Below are 21,334 nucleotides of genomic sequence, written 5' to 3' on the forward strand. Positions count from 1 at the left end.
ACTCAGACAAGGTATGAACCGGAGGCAGCCCATGAAGCTTTCGCACAGGTCATTGCTGCTGGCGCTGGCCCTGATCGCCGGCAGCGCGGCCGCGCAAAATCCACCGTTGCTGCGTGCACCCCTGCAGGCGCCGGCGGGATCGCCCGGCACCGTCAACCCGCAGCCCTACCCGCAAGTGACGCCGCGTGCGATCACCCGTCCGGCGCCGCAGAGCGGCAGCCCGCAGATGATGAAGCGGCCAGACCAGGAGCAGCGCCTGCGCGAATCCCTGGAGCAGCGCGACCAGCCGATCCCGGTGCTGGAGCAGCAACTGGAGCGTAACACCAAGGGACTCGGGACCGGCACCGGCAATCCCTGATCGTTACTGAGGCAGCCCCAGCACCTTGAGCAGGAAGGCGTACTCCAGCGCCACGTCGCGTAGCGCCTGGTAGCGGCCGCTCATGCCGCCATGACCGGCGCCGAGGTCGGTCTTGAGCAGCAGCGGGTTGCTGTCGGTCTTTGTCGCGCGCAGGCGGGCCACCCACTTGGCGGCTTCCCAGTACTGCACGCGGCTGTCGTTGTAGCCGGCCACCACCAGCATCGCCGGGTAGGCTTGGGCGCTTACGTTCTCGTAGGGCGCGTAGCCCTTGATCCGCGCGAAAACCTCCGGCTCGTTTGGGTCGCCCCATTCGTCGTACTCGGTCACGGTCAGCGGCAGGTCGGGGTTCTGCATGGTGTTCAGCACGTCCACGAACGGCACTTCGGCGATGGCGGCGGCGAACAGTTCCGGGCGCAGGTTCAGCACCGCCCCAATCAGCAGTCCCCCGGCGCTGCCGCCGCTGATGGCCAGTTGCGCGGAGGTGGTGTAGCCCTCGGCGATCAGGTGCTCGGCGCAGGCGATGAAGTCACCGAAGCTGTTGGTCTTGTGCTCCAGCTTGCCGGCGCGGTACCAGGCCTCACCCAGCTCGCCACCGCCGCGCACGTGGGCGATGGCGAAGACGAACCCGCGCTCCAGCAGGCTTAGCCGCGCATGGGAGAACCAGGGGTCGAGGCTCTCGCCATAGGCGCCGTAGCCGTAAAGGTAGAGCGGGGCGGGCTTGCCCAGCGTGTCGCGGTGCGCCACCAGGCTGATGGGGATGCGCGTACCGTCCGCTGCCGTCGCCCAGAGACGCTGGCTGACAAAGGCGTCCGCATCGAAGGGGCCTTCCACCGGCGTTTCCTTGAGCACCTGCTGCGCGCCTGTGGCCAGCTCCAGTTGGCGCACCTGTGCCGGGCGGTTGAGAGCCTCGTAGCGCAGGCGGACCACTGGGCTGTCGAACTCCAGGCTGTCCTGCACGTAGAGGCTGTAGGCTGCATCCGGCAGCTGGAGCGGGTAGGGCGTCGCGCCTTGCGGGTGCACCTGGATGATCGGCAGGCCCCCTTCGCGCAGGCTCAGGACGAAGCCGCCGGCATTCAGGCTCACGCCTTCCAGCATGCGCGCCTCGTCATGGGCGATCAGCGTCTGCCAGCGGGCGCGAGCGGGTACGGCTTCGGTGCTCTGGTAGAGCGCGAAGTTGATGCCGCTCTGGTTGCTGCGGATCAACCAGGCCCACTGGCCCTCCAGCTTGCCGTGGTCGATGTAGTACTCGTGCTCTTCTTCGCGCTCGGCCACGCAGGCCCAGGCACCTTCAGGGGTGTCGGCATCCAGCACCCAGGCTTCGCTGGTGGTCTTGCTGTTGAGCAGGAGGATCAGCTGGCGTTCGGAGCTGGCGCGGTAGCAATGCAGGAAAAAGCGTCCGTCGCCTTCCTCGAATACCAGGGCGGCGCCGGGCTCGCCCAGGCGCGTGCGGTACAGGCGGTGCGGGCGATGGGTGTCGTCCAGTTCACCAAAGAACAGCGTGGCGCTGTCGTTGGCCCAGGTCATGCTGCCGTCGCAGTGCTCGAAGGGCAGGGCGGTGATTTCTCCCGTGGCCAGCTCCTTGACGAACAGCTGGTAGATCTCGTCGCCGCTGGTATCCAGGCTGTAGGCCAGGCGTGCGTGGTCCGGGCTGATGCTGAAGGCGCCAATGGACAGGAAGCCGCCAGCGGCCAGCTCGTTCGGGTCCAGCAGCAGTTCTTCGCCGGTGTCGTCCAGGGTCAGGGAGCCGTCGGCCGGGCGCGGGCAGCGGTAGTGGCGCGGATACTCGTCGCCGGCAGTGGTGCGCTGGTAGTAGAGCCAGGGGCCCCAGGGCACTGGCAGGGACAGGTCGGTTTCGCGGATGCGGCCCTTGATCTCCTGGAACAGCGTCTCGCGCAGCGCCTTCTGATCGGCCAGCACGGTTTCCAGCCAGGCGTTCTCCGCCTCGAGGTGGGCGAGCACGTCGGGCGCATCGCGCTCCTCCAGCCAGCGGTAGGGGTCGTCACCGGGTTCGATGCGGGCGATGGGAGCTTGGGACATGGGCACTCTCGAAGGCAGGCGGGGCGGCGACGGCAGGAGCGCCGGAACCGTGAAAAGCGTTTATCATAAGCGCCCTTTTGCCAGCCTTGCCACGGACGCCAATGACTGAAAACGACTACCTGCTCGCCTGGGCTGCCTATGGAGTGGCCGCGCTCGGCTGCCTGCTGGTCTGGTTCCGCCTCACGGGCTGGATGTGGCGCTGGCTGCGTGAGCCGCTGCGACTGCTGGTGGCAGTGCTGTTGCTGACCCCCACCATCGTCGACCCGGCCAAGGACATGTTCGCCCCGGCCGTGGCCATCACCGCGCTGGATGTGCTGTTCAAGGTCGGCAACAACGCCTGGAAAGCTACCCTCGATCTGACCATGTACAGCATCATCGCGCTGGCCATTTATCTGGTATACGCCGGTATCCGCTGGCCCATCGAGAACAAGCTCAAGGCCCGCCGTGCCGAACGCGAAGCGGCCCAACAGGCTGAAGAAGAGCCGACCCTGCGCGAAGTCATGCGCGACAGCAAACCCGAAGCGGACACCCGCTACGACCAGAACGGCGACCGCCGCCTGCGCATCGAACCCCGCCTCTGATGCACCGGGCCTTGCGGCCCGGACACGGGACGTTCAGCATGGGCCACCCCGGCCCGGAACGTCCCTTCCACTTCCCGGTGCGGGAAGTCGACTCCTTCCAAGAACGCCTGACGCCAGAGTCCTGAACCATGTGCGAATTGCTCGGCATGAGCGCCAACGTCCCCACCGATATCGTTTTCAGCTTCACCGGCCTGATGCAACGCGGCGGCGGCACCGGTCCGCATCGCGACGGCTGGGGCATCGGCTTCTATGAAGGGCGCGGCCTGCGCCTGTTCCAAGACCCTGCCGCGAGCATCGAGTCCGAGGTGGCGCGCCTGGTCCAGCGTTACCCGATCAAGAGCGAAACCGTCATCGGCCATATTCGCCAGGCCAACGTCGGCAAGGTCTGCCTGTCCAACACCCATCCGTTCGTCCGCGAGCTCTGGGGCCGTAACTGGTGCTTTGCGCACAACGGCCAACTGACCGACTTCGAGCCGCCCAAAGGCTTCTATTGCCCGGTGGGCGATACCGACAGCGAAGCGGCCTTCTGCAACCTGCTCAACCGCGTGCGCGGTGCCTTTCCCGAGCCGGTGATGGCGGAAATCCTCCTGCCGGTGCTGATCCAGGCCTGCTTCGAATTTCGCCAGAAGGGCGTGTTCAACTGCCTGCTCAGCGACGGCGACTGGCTGTTCAGCTTCTGCTCCACCAAGCTGGCCCACATCACTCGCCGCGCGCCCTTCGGCCCAGCAAGGCTGAAGGACGCCGACCTGACCGTGGACTTCCAGGCCGAAACCACCCCCAACGACGTGGTCACGGTGATTGCCACCGAACCGCTGACCGACAACGAAAACTGGAGCATCTTCCAGCCTGGCGAGTGGATCCTCTGGCGCCGCGGCGAGATCGTCACCCAGGGCCGGGCCTGACAACTGGAGATACAGGGAATGTTGCGAAGCTACCTGCGCTTGATCCTGTTCACCCTGGGCTTGCTGGTCGGGGTGCAGGTGCCGGGCTTCATCGAAGACTACGCCCAGCGCGTCGACGCCCACCGGCTGGAAGCGGAGCAGGGCCTCAAGGGCTTCCGTGAAACCGCCCAGCGCTTCTTCGAGGGCGACCTCGACGCCCTGGTCGCCCACTACCGCGCAAGTGCCGACCCGGTCATGCGTAGCGACGCCGAGAGCGTGGCCCACCTCGTCACCCGCAACGACCTGATGCAACGTGAATGGCGCGCCCTGCAAGGCCCCTGGTACCAGCGTGCCTGGCATGTACTGGCAATGGCCAACCCCGAGTTGCGCCAGGAAACCCTTACCGCCTACAGCTACCAACTGCTGCTCAAACCCGAAGCCATCGCCTGGGGCCTGGCCTGTGGCCTGCTGCTGGCGTGGCTGGTGGAAAGCCTCCTCCTGCTCATCGGCGCCGCCGCTGGTGTTGGCCGCAGCAAGAAGGTGCAGCAGCGGCATTGGCGGTGACGCTCATGCCACCCATCCATTGCCAGAGAGGGAAGAAATGGTCACCTGTTACCTGAGATACGTCCTGGACCCGTACAAGCTCAGTGAGTTCGAGCACTACGGAAAACTGTGGATTCCGCTGGTGGAGAAGTTCGGCGGCCAGCACCACGGCTACTTCCTGCCATCCGAAGGCGCAAACAACATAGCGCTGGCAATGTTCACCTTTCCCAGCCTGGCGGACTACGAGCGTTACCGGCAGCAATCCATGAACGACCCGGAATGCATCGCCGCCTTCAAGTACGCGGAAGAGACCCAATGCATCCTCAGCTACGAGCGCTCGTTCTTCAGGCCCGTGTTTGGCGCGTAGAGGGCGCCGGCAGTGCTCCAGCGGAACGCCACCTGCCACATCCTATGCGTGGTACCTCTCGAATCCGTATGTTGCGGCTGAGTTCGATCCGCTGCCAGCCGATCACGTATCCACCGTTTCCACTTCCTGCCGCAATGCATCAGCCAATGCCTGGAAGGCCTCCAGCAGCCGCCCGTCGTCCCCGGAGGCATTGCTGACGCTGGCCCGCACGAACTGCGGCACCGCTGCCCGACCCACGGCAAAGGTTTCGGTTGTCGAGATCAGTAGTGCTTCAGCTTCCAAGCGCGTAATGACTCGGGGGCCTCATCATCTTCCCGGTGTTCGCCGTGCTGGTCGGTGCCTGGTACGAGAACCAGCCGATTGCCAGCGACTTCGCGCTGTACGCGACCACGTTGCTGATGGGCTTTGCGGTGACCAAGCTGCCGCTGGAAAGGCTGGTGCGCCGCCGGCCCGGTTTGCAGGGTTGAAACGCGGGCGCCGACGATTGAGACAGGTCGTCGGAGGTGCTCAGCGGCGTCAACGACCAAGCAATGATCGACATCGCCACCACGAACAAGGCCACCGGGCGGCTAGACGCGTTAGCTATCCGTGCAGATTGGATCTCCCCGATTGGGCCAGAAAAGGGGGGTGGGCTGCTTTCCACTCCCGGGTCGACGGCACCGGTTCGCAAAGGGGCAGGCCGTTACTGGTGTACGCCATCACTGCGCCGGGATGCCCAGCGAGGACGACTCGATTCGGCAGGGACGTGGGTGCTGTCCACCTTGGTGAGCGCCATGTCGAGCCGGTACGGATTGGCGTACGTGGATAGAACAGCGTCCGCTGTTGGCCGGAAGCAGCTGGTGGCAAAAGGCAGAAATCGGACAGAAGGAGGCATTCGTTTTTGGGCCAAAGGCGTGACGGACAATCACGCCTTTGGCCTCTACCACTCTAAGTCAACGAATAGCGCGGGTTGGCGCATCGATGAGTTCTGGCTTCCCACCAGCGAGCGCTGGCGCCGTCGCGGCTACCACGTCGTGCGGGAACCCGAGGGTGAAGGCGCTGGCAGCGTCCAGTCGTTCGAGCTGTGCCGACGTCAGCCGAACCTCTAGCGACGCAAGGTTGTCGGCGAGCTGGTCGGCGGTGCGCGGGCCGATGATCGGTAGTGTTCCCTTGGCGAGTACCCAGGCAATGGCGACTTGTCCCGGTGAATGCCCCGTCTCTTCGGCGATTGCCAGCACGGCATCGAGGGTCGAGGTCTTGCGCTGGTCGCTCTCGCCGTGGATGACAACACCCAACCCCTGCGCTCGCCCCGTTTCGCCATTGCGGTATTTGCCGGTGAGCAAACCGCCTCCTAGCGGAGACCAGCCGACCGCTCCCAGATTGAACCCGGCGGCCATCGGTAGAAGCTCACGCTCCGCCGACCTTTCCACCAGGCTGTACTCCAGCTGCACGGCCGAGATGGGCGACCATCCCCGCAACTCGGCCAGTGTGGCAGCGGTGGCCACACGCCAGGCCGGGAAATCCGATAGGCCGGCGTAGAGAACCTTGCCGGAACGGATCAGGTCGTCGAGGCCACGGGCGATTTCGTCGATGGGCGTTACTCCATCGGGCATGTGCACCCACAACAGATCGATGTGATCTGTCTTCAAGCGCTTCAGACTGGCTTCGACCGAGCGAAACATGGCCTTGCGGCTGTTGCCGGAACGCTGGAGGCCAGCATCAGGTGAGTCGCCTAGGGAGAATTTGGTAGCCAGCACGATGTCGTCGCGGTCGGCGGCGATGAAGTCGCCAAGCATCGCTTCCGACTGGCCAAATTGGTACTGATCGGCCGTATCGATGAAGTTGCCACCGGCCTCGCGGTAGCGGGTGTAGATCTTGCGAGCCTCTTCCTGATCGGCACCGTAACCCCAGCCCTTGCCGAAGTTGCCAGTGCCCAAGGCGAGTGACGATACCCGAAGGCCGGTATTGCCGAAAATGCGGTAACGCATGGCGTGTTTCTCCAAAGGGGGTGCTCAGTTGCCTGCACAGGATGTGGTTACTTGGACGTGCGCGCGATGAAATCGGCGATGTACTCCGCTGACAGCTCCGGATACTGGTGCTGCGGGCCATGCCCCGCTTCGGGATAGAAGACAAATTGCGCGTTGCGCAGTTGGCCGATGAGCGGGAACCAGTTCTGGCCGGCGGTACTGGTGTCGTTATCGCCACTGATGACCAGCATCGGCGTACGCGTCTGAGTCAGTCTAGCGCGGCGTCCCAGCGTGTCTTCGCCGAAGGCTTCGGCGGCCTTCAGGTACACCAGGAACTGCTCCATCTGCGAAGGAATCTTCGACACCACGTCGGGGCGGGCGTAGATGCGCTCATGAGAGGCCTTGGCCGCCGCGCGGCTGAACTCGGATTGTGGTTCGAAGAACAGCACTTCTTCGTCGTCCAGGTCGTTCACTGGCTTCATGGCGCGCTCGATGAACACCTGCTGGATCGGCAGTTGGCCCGGCCCCGGCGGATTGGTGCCCACCAGGATCGCATGGCTCACGCGTTCCGGTTGGTCGAGCAGCAGGGTCTGCGTGGTGAATCCGCCCCACGACCAGCCCAGCATGGCGAACTTGTCCAGCTTGATGGCCGTGGTGAAGTCGTTGACGAAGCTGGCAACCTGGCCCAGGTCGTCGGGTAGCGTGCCGCTCGAGTATCCAACGCCCGGATAGTCGAAGGTAATGACGGTGTGTCGTTCGGCCAGCTTGTCCAGGAACAGTGGATCCCAGGTGTCGAGCGTCCCGCGCATGCGGTTGGCCAGGACGATGGGGCTGCCTGAGCCGATGGAGCGGTAGGCGATAGTGTTGCCATTGACCTCCACGTACTGATTTTCAGCAGTAGCGGCAGTCTGTTCGAAGGGCGTGGCATGCAGGGTGCTCATGATCATTTTTCCTGTAGCGAGATAGAGGTCGAAGTAGTGGGGCGGGCCGTCCTGCCTGGACTCTGTTGCCGCTGATGCTGGCGCGGTAGTCATCCGATGGGGGCTTTTTACGCCTCGCGTGGCGTTGCTTAAATAGCTACGAGTGCAATCGCAAGTTGCAAAAAAGCAATACGATTGGCGCAACGCTTGCTCTGAGTGATAGCCCCATGAACTTCGACTGGAATGACATCCCACTGCTGCTGAAGCTCGCCGAATCCGGCAACATGGCCCAGACAGCACGCGAGCTTGGCTTGGTTACGTCCACCGTGAGCCGACGGGTCGCGGCGGCCGAGCATGCGCTGGGCATCCGACTCTTCATCCGTGACAACACCGGTTACCAGCCGACCGCTGGCGGAAAAATTCTCTTGTCCCATGCCGACACGATCGTTGACCGTGTCAAGACGATGCTCCTGGAAAGCCAGGAGGAAGCACAGGCCATCTCCGGTGCGGTCAATATCACCGCGATCGACGTTCTGCTCAGTTATTGGCTGGTGCGTCATGTGCCGGGACTGTTGACCAGGCATCCACGCCTTGAGTTGAACCTCATGGGAGATTTTCGTGAACTTTCGTTCACCCGGCGCGAAGCCGATCTCGCCATTCGCCTCAACAGACCCACTGCAGACGCCGCCCTACGAATGCGCAAGATCGGGACGCTGGGTTTCGCGGTTTACGGCGCCAAGAACTTCTCCGGCGCCTCGCGCAAGGACTGGCCAGCCCTGCCTTGGCTGTCATTTCCAGATGAGATGGCCCGGTTGGCGGAGATGCAATGGTTGGCCAAGATCGGACCGCTACAGAAAATACGGCTGACCAGCATTTCAATGATTGCTAGCGCCTGCGAAGCAGGGATTGGGATCGCACTGCTTCCCTGCATAGTGGGCGATCGCTTGGGGCTTGTCCGGTTACAACAGGAGCCAGAGTCACAGAGGGAGCTGTGGTTGCTCAGCCACAAGGATGCGGGTCAGGTAGCTCGGTTTCGCGCAGTATCTCAATGGTTGATCGAGCAGGCGGAGCAGGATTCGGAGCTGCTAGCCGGGAACGTTCAATAGGTTAGAAATCGCTGCTTGTGGCCGGTAGTTGCCCGTAACAAAGCGCACGGGACGGCTGTGCTGCCGACAGGGTGAATGGCGAGGCGTTCGGCCTCGAAGCCTTCCGCGATGCGTGCCTGCTCCGCGAGGAAGAGGGCAGGCCAATTTTCGTTGTAGCGGGTGATGGTGCTGGTCAGTGCCATGGTGCTTTCGTTGGTCCACTAACGATGCGTACGGGGGCCTCAATTCTTCGTTTTTTGTAAGCGCTGGCACCGGGGGGACGGGCGCGGCGTGTTGTGGGTAGTCCGTCCGTTGGACTTCGCTGCTTGTTTCAGACAATGCCATCACCCACCCAGCGCAATGATCGCGAATATCAGTGCCGTGCCGACGAGCGCCAACACCGCGCCTGTCGCCCAAGGGTTGCCGCCGGAATAGCGGGCCAGCAGCCAACCTGAAAGAAACAGCATTGCCAGCGACACCAGGTTGGACGTTCGAATCGCCGGTCCGGTCTGGTCTATCAACAGAAAAGGTATGACCAGGGGGAACGTTGCCAGCACGACCAGCAGGAAGGTGCCCAGTGCACCCGCGAAATCCCTCAGGCCCAACCGCGCGCGAAGAGGTTTGTCCGCGTTGGCCAGCACGCGCAAACGCAACAACTCCAGTCCGTCCGGGCCTGCCGCTTCGGAAATGCTCAGTGGCAAGGCGTCGGCAATCAGCTCCTGACCTTTGGCCGGACTTGCATCGCTTTGCAGGCGGACGAGCAATGTGCGGCTGCGAGTGCGTTCAGTCCAGGTACGCAGCAGATAGATAACGGCATCGGCCAGGCCCCATGCGAGGTTGCAGCCGAAAGCCGCGATCAGCATGGTTCTTGCCTCTTCACGGCCTGCCGTGGCAACGCTCAGCGATCCAATGAAGGTCATTGCCATCAGCAGGCCGAATATCACTTCCGTGATGCGGTCGATGGGTTCGAGTATTCGCTGCCGGGTACCTCTTTCCTCGTGTTCCATCGCAGATCCTCGCTCTATCAGCTTCGCGAGAGAAGTGTAGGCAAGACGTCAGGTCCGCGCGGGTTTCAGGGGCGACCCAGACCGGCTTCCTGCCCGCACTCGCGATCCCGTGGTCGCCCTTGATTAACGTGTGATCCGCACTGGAATTCGGCATGGCGCCAACTAGGCTTGAGCCTGTCCCCACGGTGGGGATCGCCCTGACTCCCGACCTGAAAGCGGGAGCAGAAGCGAGGAGTCCGATTCTCTTTTTTGCACTTTGCATTCTGCTTTCCAGGCAACTGGAGGGCGGATATTCAGATTTTTCCATCGGGGGTTCACCATGCGTTCTCACTTGATTGCTGTAACGGTCGCTGCACTTCTGGCTACGGGGGGATGCTCGAGCACAATGGTCGAGCCGGCCAATTACTCGGGGTTTCTTCCGAACTACCAGGTCCTGGAAAAGCAGGAGTCCGCCAGTGGGGTGAAGGTAGCCCGCTGGATAGATCCCGACATCGACCTGTCGCGCTATAGCAGCATTTATCTGGAGCCCAGCCAGTTCTACCCGCGCCCCCAGCCCAGCTCGCAGATACCCCAGGCCACGCTGGATGACATCACCCGGTACTACGATGCGGCGCTCAGGCGAGAGCTCGGATCGGTGGTGAGGATCAGCGACTCGCCCACGGCCGACAGTGTCATCGTGCGCCCGGCCATTACCGCTGTTTCGACGTCCACCGAGGGGCTCAAGCCTTACGAGGTGATTCCCATTGCGCTTGTCGTCGCCGCGACATCCACAGCGATTGGCGCCCGGGACCAGCAAGTGGAAATTGCCACCGAAGCGATGTTCCTCGATGGAGGCGATTCCAAACTCCTGGCGGAGGTGGTGCGCCAAGGCACCGGCGAAAGTTTGGAGAACAAGGAAGCGGTGCTTTCGGTGAAGAACATCCAGCCCGTAATCGACGGTTGGGCAAACGACATGAGACTCGCCTATCTCCAGTTACACAAACGTCCCTGACTCAGGCCGGCTGTCGCAAGGTGAGCTGACCAGGGAGCACTGTCAGCTGGGCGCAGCGCTTTCTCGCACGCATAAATAAGGCCCGCCATAAGGCGGGCCACAAGCCGTCCAGCAAAAATTCAGCAGGCGTCGTGCAAACCATCGTCGAGGGTGATGTCTTTTGCTCGCATCTGCTTGATCCGGAGAAAAAGGGGACCGGTCAATGGGGGCCCCTTTTTGCTCCGCTCGTTCCCTCCAGCCCGCTGGGATGCAATTTGATCGCGGGATGCAGCAGCGGATGATTCCCGTTTTGATCTAGAATGCGCATCCTTCCGTCGAGGCCAGCCATTCATGGATGTTCTCTTGTACGTCCATGAGCGCGTGGCCAAGTGGACGATCGATCCCGTAATCACGCAGTTCGCCGGCATTTTCGATCTGAATGGCCGCTTCGGCGCCTTGTTCCTGTGCATTTCCTACTGCATCGCCTACGCGCTGTTCCGATTCAGGAAGCACCGCGGGCTGACCGGGGCGAGCTCGTTTTGGCAGTTCATCGGTGGCAGCCGAGTGTATTTCCACAGGTCGGCGTGGCTGGATTACCGCTACTACTTCGTGCGGGCGGTGCTCAAGGTGGCGCTGGTGGTGCCCATTGTCGCCCTGGTTGACCCGTACATTCTGAAGTCGGGGGACTACATCGCCTTTTTCACCAACCTCTGGGGCGAGCGCCCGCGACTGGGTGAGAACCTCTCGCTCTCGCTGCTCTACGGGTTGGGCGTGTTCCTGGTGAAGGACTTTGTGCACTACTGGGCGCACCGGGCCTTTCATTCCCGCTGGCTCTGGGCGTTTCACAAGGTCCATCATTCGGCGCCCGTGCTGGTGCCGGCGACGGCGAGCCGGGTGCACTTCGTGGAGAAGATCGTCGAGAAACTGAGCACTGGCGTCTTGCTGGGCCTTTACGCCGGCACCTTCTGGTATGCCTGCGGTGGAGAGATCAGCCGCTATACGTTGTTCGGCGTTACCTACCTGGTGTTTATCTGCAATGCCCTGGCGGCCAACCTGCGGCACAGCCATGTGTGGCTGTCGTTCGGGCCTGTGGTCGAGCATGTGCTGAACAGTCCGGCCCAGCATCAGATTCACCACAGTGACGCGCCCAAGCACTTCAACAAGAACTTCGGCACCAACCTGTCGATCTGGGACTGGATGTTCGGCACGCTGTACGTGACCACCTCGACGCCCGAGGACATCCGCTTCGGCACCCTGGAAAAGGACCACGACCGCTACCTCACGATCTACAGCCTGATCGTCACGCCATTCGTGGATACCGCGCGCAAACTCGGCAGGCTGAAACGCCCGCAGCGATTTCCGCTGCGCAATGGCTGAGCCGATTGGCTGATGGTCGGTTGGGCTCCCGCGTTGCTCAAGACTCGCGACCGTGGGCCGACGCTGCCAACTGCCCGGTGTCCACCCGCACGAACACGGAATCGCCGACGGCGGTCAGCAGTTCTCCCGCATAAACCTCACAGATCACCCGGGTCTTGCGGCCCAGTTCGCCCTCCAGCCGGGCGCGCAGCAGCAGCGGCACGCCCATGGGCGTCGGCTTGATGAACTTGATGCCGAGGTTGCCGGTGACGCACTCGATGCGCGGCAGGCTACCCGGCTCGCGGCCCTCGGCGAGGTAGTGGTAGGCCATGGCGGTCCAGTTGGAGTGGCAGTCCACCAGCATGGCGATCAGCCCACCGTAAACCAGGTCCGGCCAGCCGCAGTACTTGGCATCCGGCATGTGTTCGGCCACGACATGGACGCCGTCCTCGTGCCAGTGGCTCTTGATGTGCAAGCCGTGATGGTTGCGACCGCCGCAGCCATAGCAGACGCCATCCGGCGCGGCGGCGTCCTGCAGGGAGATGTCGTGCATGATCGACTCGCTTCGAAGGAATACGCGCCAAGCCTAGCGGCTTTGGCAACAAAGCAGAACGGGCCCCGCAGGGCCCGTTGTTCATTTCGACAGAAACTTCATCCCGTCTTCCAATCCCCGCAGGGTCAGCGGGTACATCTGGTCGTTGATCAGTTCGCGGACGATGTTGGTAGAGGCGGTGTAGTTCCAAGTGTCTTTGGGGTAGGGGTTGATCCAGATGAGCTTCTTGTACTTCTCCATGAAGCGCTTCATCCAGGCGTAGCCCGGTTCTTCGTTCCAGTGTTCGACGCTGCCGCCGGCCTGGGTGATTTCGTAGGGGGCCATGGCGGCGTCGCCGACGAAGACCACTTTGTAGTCCGGGCCGTACTTGTGCAGCAGGTCCATCGTGGCGGTGCGTTCGGAGGTGCGGCGCAGGTTGTTCTTCCACACGGATTCGTAGACGAAGTTGTGGAAGTAGAAGTATTCGAGGTGCTTGAACTCGGTCTTGCAGGCCGAGAACAGCTCCTCGCAGACCTTCACGTGGGCGTCCATGGAGCCGCCGATGTCCAGCAGCAGGAGCAGCTTTACGGTGTTGCGGCGTTCCGGGCGCATCTGGATGTTGAGCAGGCCGGCGTCCTTGGCGGTGTGGTCGATGGTGCCTTCCAGGTCCAGTTCTTCCGCAGCGCCTTCGCGGGCGAACTTGCGCAGGCGGCGCAGGGCAACCTTGATGTTGCGGGTGCCGAGTTCCACCTGATCGTCGAGGTTCTTGTATTCGCGCTGGTCCCAGACCTTCACGGCCTTGCCCTGGCGCTTACCGGCATCGCCGACGCGAATGCCTTCGGGGTTGAAGCCGCCGGAGCCGAAGGGGCTGGTGCCGCCGGTGCCGATCCACTTGTTGCCGCCGGCGTGACGTTCCTTTTGCTCTTCGAGGCGCTTCTTGAACTCTTCGATCAGCTTGTCCAGGCCGCCGAGGGACTGGATCTGCGCACGCTCTTCATCGGTGAGCATGCGTTCGAATTCCTTGCGCAGCCATTCCTCGGGAATCAGCGCCTGGAGGTAGTCGTCGAGCTTTTCCAGGCCCTTGAAGTAGGCGCTGAAGGCCCGGTCGAACTTGTCGAAATGGCGCTCGTCCTTGACCAGAACCGTGCGGGCGAGGAAGTAGAACTCGTCCATGTCGGCGAACACCACGTTGTGCTTCAACGCGTTGATCAGGTCCAGCAGCTCGCGGACCGAGACCGGTACCTTGGCTGCACGCATTTCGTTGAACAGGTTGAGCAGCATTTATGCGCCCTCATCAATAACCGTAGGGTGGGTTAGCCGCGTAGCGACGTAACCCACCTTCGATGCCACAGGCATCGTTTTGGCCAGCCTGGCGGCTGGTTGGTGGGTTACGCTTCGCTAACCCACCCTACAAGCGCTTCTTAGCGGCTGGCGCGGCGGCTCATGAAGGCCAGGCGTTCCAGCAGTTGCACGTCCTGCTCGTTTTTCACCAGGGCGCCAGCCAGCGGCGGGATGGCCTTGGTGGGGTCGCGCTCGCGCAGCACGGCTTCGCCGATGTTGTCGGCCATCAGCAGCTTCAGCCAGTCCACCAGTTCGGAGGTGGAGGGCTTCTTCTTCAGGCCCGGCACCTTGCGCACGTCGAAGAACACGTCCAGCGCCTCGGCCACCAGCGAGTTGCTGATATTCGGGTAGTGCACGTCGACGATCTTCTGCAGGGTGTCGCGATCAGGGAAGGCGATGTAGTGGAAGAAGCAGCGGCGCAGGAAGGCGTCCGGCAGTTCCTTCTCGTTGTTCGAGGTGATGATGATGATCGGGCGCTGCTTGGCCTTGATGGTTTCGTTGGTCTCGTAAACGTAGAACTCCATCTTGTCGAGTTCTTGCAGCAGGTCGTTGGGGAACTCGATGTCGGCCTTGTCGATCTCGTCGATCAGCAGGATGACGCGCTCTTCGGATTCGAACGCCTCCCACAGCTTGCCTTTCTTGATGTAGTTGCGAACGTCGTGGAACTTGTCGGAATCCAGCTGGGAATCGCGCAGGCGGCTGACGGCGTCGTATTCGTACAGGCCCTGGTGCGCCTTGGTGGTGGACTTGATGTGCCAGGTGATCAGTTTGGCGCCGAAGGAGGCGGCCAGTTGCTCGGCCAGCATGGTCTTGCCGGTACCCGGTTCACCCTTGACCAGCAGCGGGCGCTGCAGGGTGATGGCGGCATTCACCGCGAGCTTGAGGTCGTCGGTGGCGACGTAGGACTGGGTGCCTTCGAACTTCATCAGTGAATCCTCGGACGTGAGACTCCGGTTGGAAAACCGGGCGGTTCAGTATTTGGGAAAACGCTGACTATAACGCGCGCACGAGTCGACTGTGAACGCAGACGATTCATTCAGTCACTGAATGGCAGGAATGCCCTCAAACCGCCCCCGTGGAGCGCTGGACGCTCCTGAGGATGGGTCGTAGGCTTGGGCACTTTTCCGCCATGACAAGGATTCCGCCATGAGCCGCTTTTTCGCCGACAACTCGCAAGCCATTGGCAACACGCCCCTGGTGCGTATCAACCACCTGGGGCCGCGCGGTGTGACCATTCTCGCCAAGATCGAGGGTCGCAACCCCGCCTACTCGGTGAAGTGCCGCATTGGCGCCAGCATGATCTGGGACGCAGAGGCTTCCGGCCGACTCAAGCCGGGCATGACCCTGGTGGAACCCACCTCCGGCAACACTGGCATCGGCCTGGCTTTCGTCGCCGCCGCCCGTGGCTACAAGCTGATCCTCACCATGCCGGCGTCCATGAGTCTGGAGCGGCGCAAGGTGTTGAAGGCGCTGGGTGCGGAACTGGTGCTCACCGAGCCTGCCAAGGGCATGAAGGGCGCCATCGAGAAGGCCAATGAACTGGCCGCCTCCAATCCCGAGCAGTACCTGCTGCTGCAACAGTTCGAGAACCCGGCCAACCCGGCGATTCACGAGAAGACCACCGGCCCGGAAATCTGGAACGACACCGATGGCGCGGTGGATGTGCTGGTGGCCGGCGTCGGCACCGGCGGCACCATCACCGGTGTGTCCCGCTATATCAAGCAAACCTGTGGCAAGCCGATTCTTTCGGTCGCGGTGGAGCCGGTGTCTTCGCCGGTGATCAGCCAGACCCTGGCCGGCGATGAAGTGAAGCCCAGCCCGCACAAGATCCAGGGCATCGGCGCCGGCTTCGTGCCGAAGAACCTCGACCTGACCATGGTCGATCGCGTCGAGCAGAGCACCGATGACGAAGCCAAGACCGTGGCCCTGCGCCTGATGCGCGAAGAGGGCATCCTCTGCGGCATCTCTTCCGGAGCTGCAATGGCAGTCGCCGTGCGCATGGCTGAGCGTCCGGAAATGCAGGGCAAGACCATCGTGGTGATCTTGCCGGACTCGGGCGAGCGCTACCTGTCCAGCATGTTGTTCGACGGTCTGTTCACCGAACAGGAGCTGCAACAGTAATTGGATGGACTCGCCCTCGCCGAGGCGTCGAGCGCAGCGAAACCCAACATGGGCATCCGTGCCACTGGCGTCGGGTTTCGCTCCGCTCTGCCATAACCTGCGTAGGTTCCTGGCGCTTGGCGCACCCCTGCGGCAAGCGGGGTGGTCCGTCTTCGGCCTATGGCCTGGTTTCCTCGCGGGCACGCTGGGACTTGTCGCGCATTGTCACTGACGGCGGTGATGGAGAAGCTGGAACCCCGCACGACGGGGTCTCGATCCACAAGCAGCCAGGACAAAACGACAATGACACGTTCCTTCGCGCCCCTCCTTCTGACGCTGGCCATGTCCGCCGCCGCCCAGGCGGCCGATACGGTGAAGATCTACAACTGGAGCGAGTACATCGCCCCGGACACCGTGGCCAACTTCAGCAAGGAAACCGGCATCCAGGCCAGCTACGACGTCTACGACAGCAACGAGACCCTCGACGGCAAACTGATGACCGGTAAAACCGGCTACGACGTGGTGGTGCCCTCCAACCACTTCATGGCCAGGCAAATCCAGGCCGGTGCCCTGAAGAAGCTGGACAAGGCCCAGCTACCCAACTGGAAAAACCTCAACCCGGTGCTGCTCAAGGCGCTGGAAGTGAACGACCCGGGCAACCAGTACGGCTTCCCTTACCTTTGGGGCAGCACCGGTATCGGCTACAACGTCGACAAGGTGAAGGCGGTGTTGGGCGACAACGCCCCGGTGGATTCGTGGGACCTGTTCTTCAAGCCGGAGAACATGGAGAAGCTGGCCAAGTGCGGCGTCGCCGTACTCGACAATGGCCCGGAGCTGCTGCCCATCACCCTCAACTACCTGGGGCTGCCGCACCACAGCCAGAAGCCGGATGACTACAAGACGGCTCAGGCCGAGCTGCTGAAGGTGCGCCCCTACATCACCTACTTCCATTCCTCGAAGTACATCAGCGACCTGGCCAATGGCGATATTTGCGTGGCGGTCGGCTTCTCCGGCGACATCCTCCAGGCGGCCACTCGCGCCAAGGAAGCAGGTAACGGTGTGAATATCCAGTACTCCACGCCCAAGGAAGGCTCGCCCATGTGGTTCGACATGGTCGCCATGCCCGCCGACGCGCCGGATGAAGCGGCCGGCTACGCCTTCCTCAACTACCTGCTGCGCCCGGATGTGATGGCCGGCATCAGCAACTCGGTGCATTACGCCAACGGCAACGCGGCGGCGGACCCGCTGGTGGAGGCCGCGATCAAGGCCGACCCGGCCATCTACCCGCCGGCCGAGGTGATGAAGAACCTGTTCGCGCTGGAGTCCATGCCGCAGAAGATCGACCGCGTGCGGACCCGTACGTGGAATGCGGTCAAGACGGGGCGTTGATCAGGCGTTCGCCTGAAAGCGCCTTGTGGGGGCGAATTCTTTCGCAAAGCAGGCCGTAGGCCTGCCCTTGGAGCTGCCAAGCGGGCTGCTGCGCAGCCCATAGCGAATGAATTCGCTCCCACAGGGTTATGGAGGATTTTTGTTGGACCTTACCCCGCCGATTTCACCACAGCCGGCACCGCCGCCGGCTTGAGCACCAGCCACAGTGCCAGGGCGATGAGCACGCCGCCTTGCAGGTGCGCCATCGACACCGATTCATCGAGCAGCAGCACTCCCCAGAACACGCCGAAGGGTGGGATCAGGAAGGTCACGGTCATGGTCTTCACCGGCCCGACGTTGGCGATCAGGCGGAAGTAGAGGATGTAGGCGAACGAGGTGCAGACGAAACCCAGAGCCGCCAGGGCCAGCCAGGTCGTGGGGTGTAGCAGGGGTTCCAGCGGCATGCTCGGGGCTTCCCAGGCGAATGCCGGCACCAGGCAGAGCGTGGCGCCGATCTGGCAGCCGAGGGCCACCATGCCGCTGTCCATGCCGCCGGCCTCGGTGATCCAGCGCTTGGTCATGAAGCCGGCGAAGCCATAGCAGGTGGTGGCCACCAGGCAGGCTGCCGCGCCCCAAAGCAATTGAGCGTCGAAGGCCACCGGCCCGGTGCGGGTCAGCACCGCCACTCCGGCCAGGCCCATGAGCACGCCAGCGGCCTTGGCGCCTGTGAGTTTCTCGGTGAAGAACAGCGCGCCGATCAGCACGCCCATCAGCGGCGTGGTGGCATTGAAGATGGCGGAGTAACCGGCCGGCAGAACCTGCGCCGCCAGGGCGTACATGGCGGCCGGAACCCCGGAGCTGACGATGCCGATCACTAGCGTCTTGCCGAGCTTGCCGCGAAAGTCCCAGTTGCTGCGCAGCACCGCAAGAATCACCGCCAGGCCGATGGCCGAGAGCAGTACCCGCAGGAAGGCCGTTGGCAGCGCACCGATGTCCGGCACCAGCATGCGGATGAACAGGAAGCTGGCGCCCCAGATAGCGGCAAGGCTCAGCAGGCGGATGAGGTCGGCGGGTTTCATGGCGGGCTCCAGGCAGCGGAGCCGGCACGATGCGCCGCCGCGAAGGGCGGCGCAATCCACAACTTGCTTTCAAATTGGCGGAACAGTTTGGCTGTGGCGGAATCGATGGCCCTGTCTGCATTACGTGTTGCTAGAAGCCGTATTTCCCGTAGGAGCCGGCTCTTGGCCCGATGGTAAATCTCGTACAACAGCTAACGCAGACATAGCCAATGAATTCGACCCTACAAGATCCATCAGAAGCGCTTGCTCACGCTGGCCACCCAGGTCGCCGTGCAGACATCGGTGAAGCCGTAGTTGCTGGCGCACTCGGACTCGGAGAGGTCGGTGTCGACGTAGGCGATGCCCCAGGTGGCGCCAATGAAATCGCGCGTCAGCTTGGCTTGCCACTCGCGGTAGTCGTCGGAGCTGGTGCCGTTGTTGGACCAGAACATCGGGTCCTTGAAGTCCACGCGCCCGTAGCGTAGTTCCAGGCCGACTTCCAGCGGCAGAGTGGTCTGATAGCCGACGTAGGTATAAAGAGAATCCTGGTCTTCGCCGAACACGGTGGATGCGTCGTTGGAGTAATACGCACCCGCCTGGAAGCCATAAGCGCCGAGGATGGCGTACACCTCGCTCATGTTGAATTGGCTTTCCTTCGGGTAGCTGTATTTGATGTAGCCCAGGTCCAGGTTCACATCGTCGGTGGCCGGCCAGTACCAGCCTGCGTAGTAGTCCACTTCCTGGCGGGTCTTGAGGCCGAAGCCGAAGTCCACGTTCGAGGTCCAGGCGCCGGCGTACAGGCCGCTGCTGTGGAGCAGGGTGGCGCCACCTTGGGCCGTCGGATCGTTCTGGGTCTGGGAAATGCCGCGGGTGCGGTAGTCGCTGGCCAGGGTCAGGTCGACCTGCAAGGCGAAATCGTCGGTCAGTTGCACGGCCTGGCAGGCGAGGGGGGCCAGGGTCAGGGCGAGGAGCGTGATGCGGCGCATGGGATGTTCCGTTGTTGTGGTTGTTATGGCAGATGCGGGCAAGGCTCCGCCCGGCCCCCGCCATGCGGCGGGAGCTGAGCGTGGAGCGGAGGTTTCGTGTGGTTAGAGGTCGGCGCTGAAGACTTCGCGACCGGCGAACCAGGTCTTGAGGACGCGAGTTTCGGCCAGGTCCTTGTCGGGGACACTGAGTACATCGCGGTCGAGCAGGATGAAGTCGGCCTGCTTGCCGGGGGTGAGGGAGCCGATCTGCTTGTCCAGGCCGATGGTGCGGGCGGCATTCAGGGTGTAGGCCTGGAGCATGGTTTCCCGGTCGATGCGCTCGTCGGCATTGAGTACGCCTTTCGGACCATCACGGCTTACGGCCTGGTAGATCGCCAGCCACGGGTTGGGCGACGACACCGGCCAGTCACTGGCGCCGGCGATGGTGGCGCCCTGGCTCAGCAGCGAGTGGGCCGGGTACTGGTAGCGGAAGGCGAAGGCGCTGACGTAGGGCTTGACCAGGTCCAGTGTGTAGTCGTCGCCGGAGGCCCAGAGCAGCTGCATCGAGGCCGTCACGTCAAGCGGCTTGAAGCGCGCGAATTCCTTGGGGTTCACCAGTTGCAGGTGGGTGATGGAGTGGGTGATGCCGCTCTGTCGGTCCTTGCGTGCCTGTTCGATACCGTTGAGCGACTCGCGCACCGCACGGTCGCCGATGGCGTGGATATGCACCAGCCAGCCACGGGCGTCGGCGGCGCTCACTAGCTCACCAAAGTGCGCCGGGTCGATCAGCAGTTCGCCGCGCTTTTGCGAGTTGTTGTACGGGTCGATCAGTGCCGCGCTCTGGGCTGGGTACTCCAGCACGCCATCGGCGAAGACCTTGATGCCCGGCAGGCTGAGGTTGGGGATGCCCTGGAATTGCTGGCGCACCTTGTCCAGCGTTACGAGGTCGGCGGGGCGGCTCTTCGGGTTGGCCACCAGCAGTGCGGCGACGTGGGCGTTCAGTTCGCCTTTGTTGGCCAGGGCCTTGTACACCGGCAACACACCCACCGTCTTTTCCGTGGGCTTGAGGGCGAACAGCGCCTCACCCGGCGCAGCGTTGGCGGCCGGGTCCATCCAGGCAGTGATGCCCTGGCTGTTGTTGAACTTCACTGCCGATTCGCCGGCGCGCAGCAACTCTTCGGCGCTGGCGGCTGGTATTACAGCGGCCAGGCGGTCCCAGCCGGCGTCCACGGCAAAGCCGTTGGGCTGGCCGTCCTTGCTCACGCCCAGGGTGCCGCGCTCGGCTTCCGGCAGGGAGGCGGCCAGCTTCGCGTCGATGCCGGCGCGGTCCAGCATGGCCTGGTTGGCCCAGCCGGTGTGGTGGTCGCTGCCACTGAACACCACCGGCACCTTCGCCCATTCGCCGTTGTTGAATACCTGGCGCAGCTCTTCGGCCTTGCCCCAGTAAGCGGAACTCATGCCGGCGATGTTCAGCACATCACCGTGGCGGGCGCTGCCGTCGTCGCGCCAGGTGCGCAGGCGCTTCTCCAGTTCGGCAAGCTCGACCACCTCGTCCTCCATGTTGGCGGACATCATCTCCAAACCGCCGAAGATGGCATGGGAATGGGTGTCCACCAGGCCCGGCAGCAGACGCTTGCCGGCCAGGTCGATGATCTGGGTGGAAGCGTCGGCCAGGGCCTTGATCTCGGCGTCGGTGCCCACTTTCAAGACCTTGCCGTCAGCCACCGCCATGGCTTGCGCGTCGGGTTGGGATGGGTCGGCGGTGTACAGCTTGCCGTTGAGCAACACCAGGTCGGCGGCTGCCATGGACGCCGTCGAGGAAAAAGCCAGTGCCACGGCCAGGAGGGTGGGCGTGAAGCCTTTCATTGGTAAACCCCTTGTTTTTATTGATCTGGCAGCGAGACTAGCGATTGGCCCGG

General features: G+C 63.0%; 21 protein-coding genes and 2 pseudogenes. 11 read left to right on the forward strand and 12 right to left on the reverse strand.

Annotation, left to right across the window (positions count from 1 at the left end; translation table 11 throughout):
- Positions 1 to 31: 31 nt before the first annotated feature.
- Positions 32 to 358 (forward strand): hypothetical protein, encoded by a 327-nt coding sequence (locus E8F20_RS09150; protein ID WP_280283470.1) that lies wholly within the window; start codon positions 32 to 34, stop codon positions 356 to 358.
- A 3-nt stretch (positions 359 to 361) separates the two neighbouring features.
- Here E8F20_RS09150 and E8F20_RS09155 read toward each other — a convergent pair whose 3' ends face one another.
- Positions 362 to 2,401: a S9 family peptidase gene (locus E8F20_RS09155; protein WP_280283471.1), complete on the reverse strand. Its 2,040-nt coding sequence runs from the start codon at positions 2,399 to 2,401 to the stop codon at positions 362 to 364.
- A 95-nt stretch (positions 2,402 to 2,496) separates the two neighbouring features.
- Here E8F20_RS09155 and E8F20_RS09160 point away from each other — a divergent pair, with 95 nt between their 5' ends.
- From E8F20_RS09160 to E8F20_RS09175, 4 genes are all read left to right on the forward strand, one after another.
- Positions 2,497 to 2,976 (forward strand): MFS transporter, encoded by a 480-nt coding sequence (locus E8F20_RS09160; protein ID WP_280283472.1) that lies wholly within the window; start codon positions 2,497 to 2,499, stop codon positions 2,974 to 2,976.
- 128 nt (positions 2,977 to 3,104) lie between these two features.
- Positions 3,105 to 3,878, forward strand: a complete 774-nt coding sequence (locus E8F20_RS09165) for a class II glutamine amidotransferase (protein WP_280283473.1) — start codon at positions 3,105 to 3,107, stop codon at positions 3,876 to 3,878.
- 18 nt (positions 3,879 to 3,896) lie between these two features.
- Positions 3,897 to 4,421 (forward strand): DUF2937 family protein, encoded by a 525-nt coding sequence (locus E8F20_RS09170; RefSeq protein WP_280283474.1) that lies wholly within the window; start codon positions 3,897 to 3,899, stop codon positions 4,419 to 4,421.
- Positions 4,422 to 4,458: 37 nt separating this feature from the next.
- Positions 4,459 to 4,767: an NIPSNAP family protein gene (locus tag E8F20_RS09175; RefSeq protein WP_280283475.1), complete on the forward strand. Its 309-nt coding sequence runs from the start codon at positions 4,459 to 4,461 to the stop codon at positions 4,765 to 4,767.
- Positions 4,768 to 4,869: 102 nt separating this feature from the next.
- Here E8F20_RS09175 and E8F20_RS09180 read toward each other — a convergent pair.
- Positions 4,870 to 5,031, reverse strand: a pseudogene (locus E8F20_RS09180) (PLP-dependent aminotransferase family protein); the annotation flags it as partial.
- 62 nt (positions 5,032 to 5,093) lie between these two features.
- Here E8F20_RS09180 and E8F20_RS09185 point away from each other — a divergent pair.
- On the forward strand, positions 5,094 to 5,234 hold the full coding sequence (locus E8F20_RS09185; protein WP_280283476.1) for a hypothetical protein: 141 nt from the start codon (positions 5,094 to 5,096) through the stop codon (positions 5,232 to 5,234).
- A 465-nt stretch (positions 5,235 to 5,699) separates the two neighbouring features.
- Here E8F20_RS09185 and E8F20_RS09190 read toward each other — a convergent pair whose 3' ends face one another.
- Both E8F20_RS09190 and E8F20_RS09195 read right to left on the reverse strand, forming a co-directional pair.
- Positions 5,700 to 6,734, reverse strand: a complete 1,035-nt coding sequence (locus tag E8F20_RS09190) for an aldo/keto reductase (RefSeq protein WP_280283477.1) — start codon at positions 6,732 to 6,734, stop codon at positions 5,700 to 5,702.
- A gap of 47 nt (positions 6,735 to 6,781) precedes the next feature.
- Entirely contained in the window at positions 6,782 to 7,654 is an 873-nt protein-coding gene (locus tag E8F20_RS09195; RefSeq protein ID WP_280283478.1) for an alpha/beta hydrolase, read from the reverse strand.
- Between the two features lie 206 nt (positions 7,655 to 7,860).
- Here E8F20_RS09195 and E8F20_RS09200 point away from each other — a divergent pair, with 206 nt between their 5' ends.
- Positions 7,861 to 8,739, forward strand: a complete 879-nt coding sequence (locus tag E8F20_RS09200) for a LysR family transcriptional regulator (RefSeq protein WP_280283479.1) — start codon at positions 7,861 to 7,863, stop codon at positions 8,737 to 8,739.
- 47 nt (positions 8,740 to 8,786) lie between these two features.
- Here the strand turns inward: E8F20_RS09200 and E8F20_RS09205 are convergent.
- Both E8F20_RS09205 and E8F20_RS09210 read right to left on the reverse strand, forming a co-directional pair.
- A pseudogene (locus E8F20_RS09205) lies at positions 8,787 to 8,921 on the reverse strand (GrpB family protein); the annotation flags it as partial.
- Positions 8,922 to 9,062: 141 nt separating this feature from the next.
- On the reverse strand, positions 9,063 to 9,725 hold the full coding sequence (locus E8F20_RS09210; protein WP_280283480.1) for a hypothetical protein: 663 nt from the start codon (positions 9,723 to 9,725) through the stop codon (positions 9,063 to 9,065).
- 319 nt (positions 9,726 to 10,044) lie between these two features.
- On the opposite strand from E8F20_RS09210, the gene E8F20_RS09215 reads away from it, so the two are divergent.
- The gene (locus E8F20_RS09215; RefSeq protein WP_280283481.1) at positions 10,045 to 10,716 is read left to right on the forward strand and encodes a DUF3313 domain-containing protein; all 672 of its coding nucleotides are present in this window, start codon (positions 10,045 to 10,047) and stop codon (positions 10,714 to 10,716) included.
- Between the two features lie 330 nt (positions 10,717 to 11,046).
- Positions 11,047 to 12,072, forward strand: coding sequence for a sterol desaturase family protein (locus E8F20_RS09220; protein WP_280283482.1), 1,026 nt, complete (start codon positions 11,047 to 11,049; stop codon positions 12,070 to 12,072).
- A gap of 37 nt (positions 12,073 to 12,109) precedes the next feature.
- On the opposite strand, the gene E8F20_RS09225 is transcribed toward E8F20_RS09220, so the two are convergent.
- The 3 genes from E8F20_RS09225 to E8F20_RS09235 form a co-directional block, all read right to left on the reverse strand.
- Positions 12,110 to 12,604: a PaaI family thioesterase gene (locus tag E8F20_RS09225; RefSeq protein WP_280283483.1), complete on the reverse strand. Its 495-nt coding sequence runs from the start codon at positions 12,602 to 12,604 to the stop codon at positions 12,110 to 12,112.
- 81 nt (positions 12,605 to 12,685) lie between these two features.
- On the reverse strand, positions 12,686 to 13,864 hold the full coding sequence (locus E8F20_RS09230; RefSeq protein ID WP_028629021.1) for a VWA domain-containing protein: 1,179 nt from the start codon (positions 13,862 to 13,864) through the stop codon (positions 12,686 to 12,688).
- Between the two features lie 140 nt (positions 13,865 to 14,004).
- The gene (locus E8F20_RS09235) at positions 14,005 to 14,850 is read right to left on the reverse strand and encodes a MoxR family ATPase (protein WP_280283484.1); all 846 of its coding nucleotides are present in this window, start codon (positions 14,848 to 14,850) and stop codon (positions 14,005 to 14,007) included.
- 220 nt (positions 14,851 to 15,070) lie between these two features.
- On the opposite strand from E8F20_RS09235, the gene cysK reads away from it, so the two are divergent.
- A complete protein-coding gene (gene cysK / locus E8F20_RS09240) occupies positions 15,071 to 16,045 on the forward strand; it encodes a cysteine synthase A (protein WP_280283485.1) in 975 nt (324 codons plus the stop codon).
- Between the two features lie 282 nt (positions 16,046 to 16,327).
- The gene (locus E8F20_RS09245) at positions 16,328 to 17,413 is read left to right on the forward strand and encodes a polyamine ABC transporter substrate-binding protein (RefSeq protein WP_280283486.1); all 1,086 of its coding nucleotides are present in this window, start codon (positions 16,328 to 16,330) and stop codon (positions 17,411 to 17,413) included.
- Positions 17,414 to 17,562: 149 nt separating this feature from the next.
- Here the strand turns inward: E8F20_RS09245 and E8F20_RS09250 are convergent, their stop codons facing one another.
- From E8F20_RS09250 to E8F20_RS09260, 3 genes are all read right to left on the reverse strand, one after another.
- Positions 17,563 to 18,471, reverse strand: coding sequence for a DMT family transporter (locus tag E8F20_RS09250; protein ID WP_280283487.1), 909 nt, complete (start codon positions 18,469 to 18,471; stop codon positions 17,563 to 17,565).
- A 233-nt stretch (positions 18,472 to 18,704) separates the two neighbouring features.
- Entirely contained in the window at positions 18,705 to 19,436 is a 732-nt protein-coding gene (locus E8F20_RS09255; protein WP_280283488.1) for a TorF family putative porin, read from the reverse strand.
- Between the two features lie 102 nt (positions 19,437 to 19,538).
- A complete protein-coding gene (locus E8F20_RS09260; RefSeq protein ID WP_280283489.1) occupies positions 19,539 to 21,281 on the reverse strand; it encodes an amidohydrolase in 1,743 nt (580 codons plus the stop codon).
- Positions 21,282 to 21,334: the final 53 nt, after the last annotated feature.

The organism is Pseudomonas sp. BN415, assembly GCF_029871195.1.
GTDB lineage: Bacteria > Pseudomonadota > Gammaproteobacteria > Pseudomonadales > Pseudomonadaceae > Metapseudomonas > Metapseudomonas resinovorans.

Excerpts from the sequence above, each read along its gene's own strand:
- E8F20_RS09150 (WP_280283470.1), top strand. The coding sequence starts at position 32 with ATGAAGCTTTCGCACAGGTCATTGCTGCTGGCGCTGGCCCTGATCGCC.
- E8F20_RS09160 (WP_280283472.1), top strand. The coding sequence starts at position 2,497 with ATGACTGAAAACGACTACCTGCTCGCCTGGGCTGCCTATGGAGTGGCC.
- E8F20_RS09165 (WP_280283473.1), top strand. The coding sequence starts at position 3,105 with ATGTGCGAATTGCTCGGCATGAGCGCCAACGTCCCCACCGATATCGTT.
- E8F20_RS09170 (WP_280283474.1), top strand. The coding sequence starts at position 3,897 with ATGTTGCGAAGCTACCTGCGCTTGATCCTGTTCACCCTGGGCTTGCTG.
- E8F20_RS09175 (WP_280283475.1), top strand. The coding sequence starts at position 4,459 with ATGGTCACCTGTTACCTGAGATACGTCCTGGACCCGTACAAGCTCAGT.
- E8F20_RS09190 (WP_280283477.1), bottom strand. The coding sequence starts at position 6,734 with ATGCGTTACCGCATTTTCGGCAATACCGGCCTTCGGGTATCGTCACTC.
- E8F20_RS09195 (WP_280283478.1), bottom strand. The coding sequence starts at position 7,654 with ATGAGCACCCTGCATGCCACGCCCTTCGAACAGACTGCCGCTACTGCT.
- E8F20_RS09200 (WP_280283479.1), top strand. The coding sequence starts at position 7,861 with ATGAACTTCGACTGGAATGACATCCCACTGCTGCTGAAGCTCGCCGAA.
- E8F20_RS09210 (WP_280283480.1), bottom strand. The coding sequence starts at position 9,725 with ATGGAACACGAGGAAAGAGGTACCCGGCAGCGAATACTCGAACCCATC.
- E8F20_RS09215 (WP_280283481.1), top strand. The coding sequence starts at position 10,045 with ATGCGTTCTCACTTGATTGCTGTAACGGTCGCTGCACTTCTGGCTACG.
- E8F20_RS09220 (WP_280283482.1), top strand. The coding sequence starts at position 11,047 with ATGGATGTTCTCTTGTACGTCCATGAGCGCGTGGCCAAGTGGACGATC.
- E8F20_RS09225 (WP_280283483.1), bottom strand. The coding sequence starts at position 12,604 with ATGCACGACATCTCCCTGCAGGACGCCGCCGCGCCGGATGGCGTCTGC.
- E8F20_RS09230 (WP_028629021.1), bottom strand. The coding sequence starts at position 13,864 with ATGCTGCTCAACCTGTTCAACGAAATGCGTGCAGCCAAGGTACCGGTC.
- E8F20_RS09235 (WP_280283484.1), bottom strand. The coding sequence starts at position 14,850 with ATGAAGTTCGAAGGCACCCAGTCCTACGTCGCCACCGACGACCTCAAG.
- cysK (WP_280283485.1), top strand. The coding sequence starts at position 15,071 with ATGAGCCGCTTTTTCGCCGACAACTCGCAAGCCATTGGCAACACGCCC.
- E8F20_RS09245 (WP_280283486.1), top strand. The coding sequence starts at position 16,328 with ATGACACGTTCCTTCGCGCCCCTCCTTCTGACGCTGGCCATGTCCGCC.
- E8F20_RS09250 (WP_280283487.1), bottom strand. The coding sequence starts at position 18,471 with ATGAAACCCGCCGACCTCATCCGCCTGCTGAGCCTTGCCGCTATCTGG.
- E8F20_RS09255 (WP_280283488.1), bottom strand. The coding sequence starts at position 19,436 with ATGCGCCGCATCACGCTCCTCGCCCTGACCCTGGCCCCCCTCGCCTGC.
- E8F20_RS09260 (WP_280283489.1), bottom strand. The coding sequence starts at position 21,281 with ATGAAAGGCTTCACGCCCACCCTCCTGGCCGTGGCACTGGCTTTTTCC.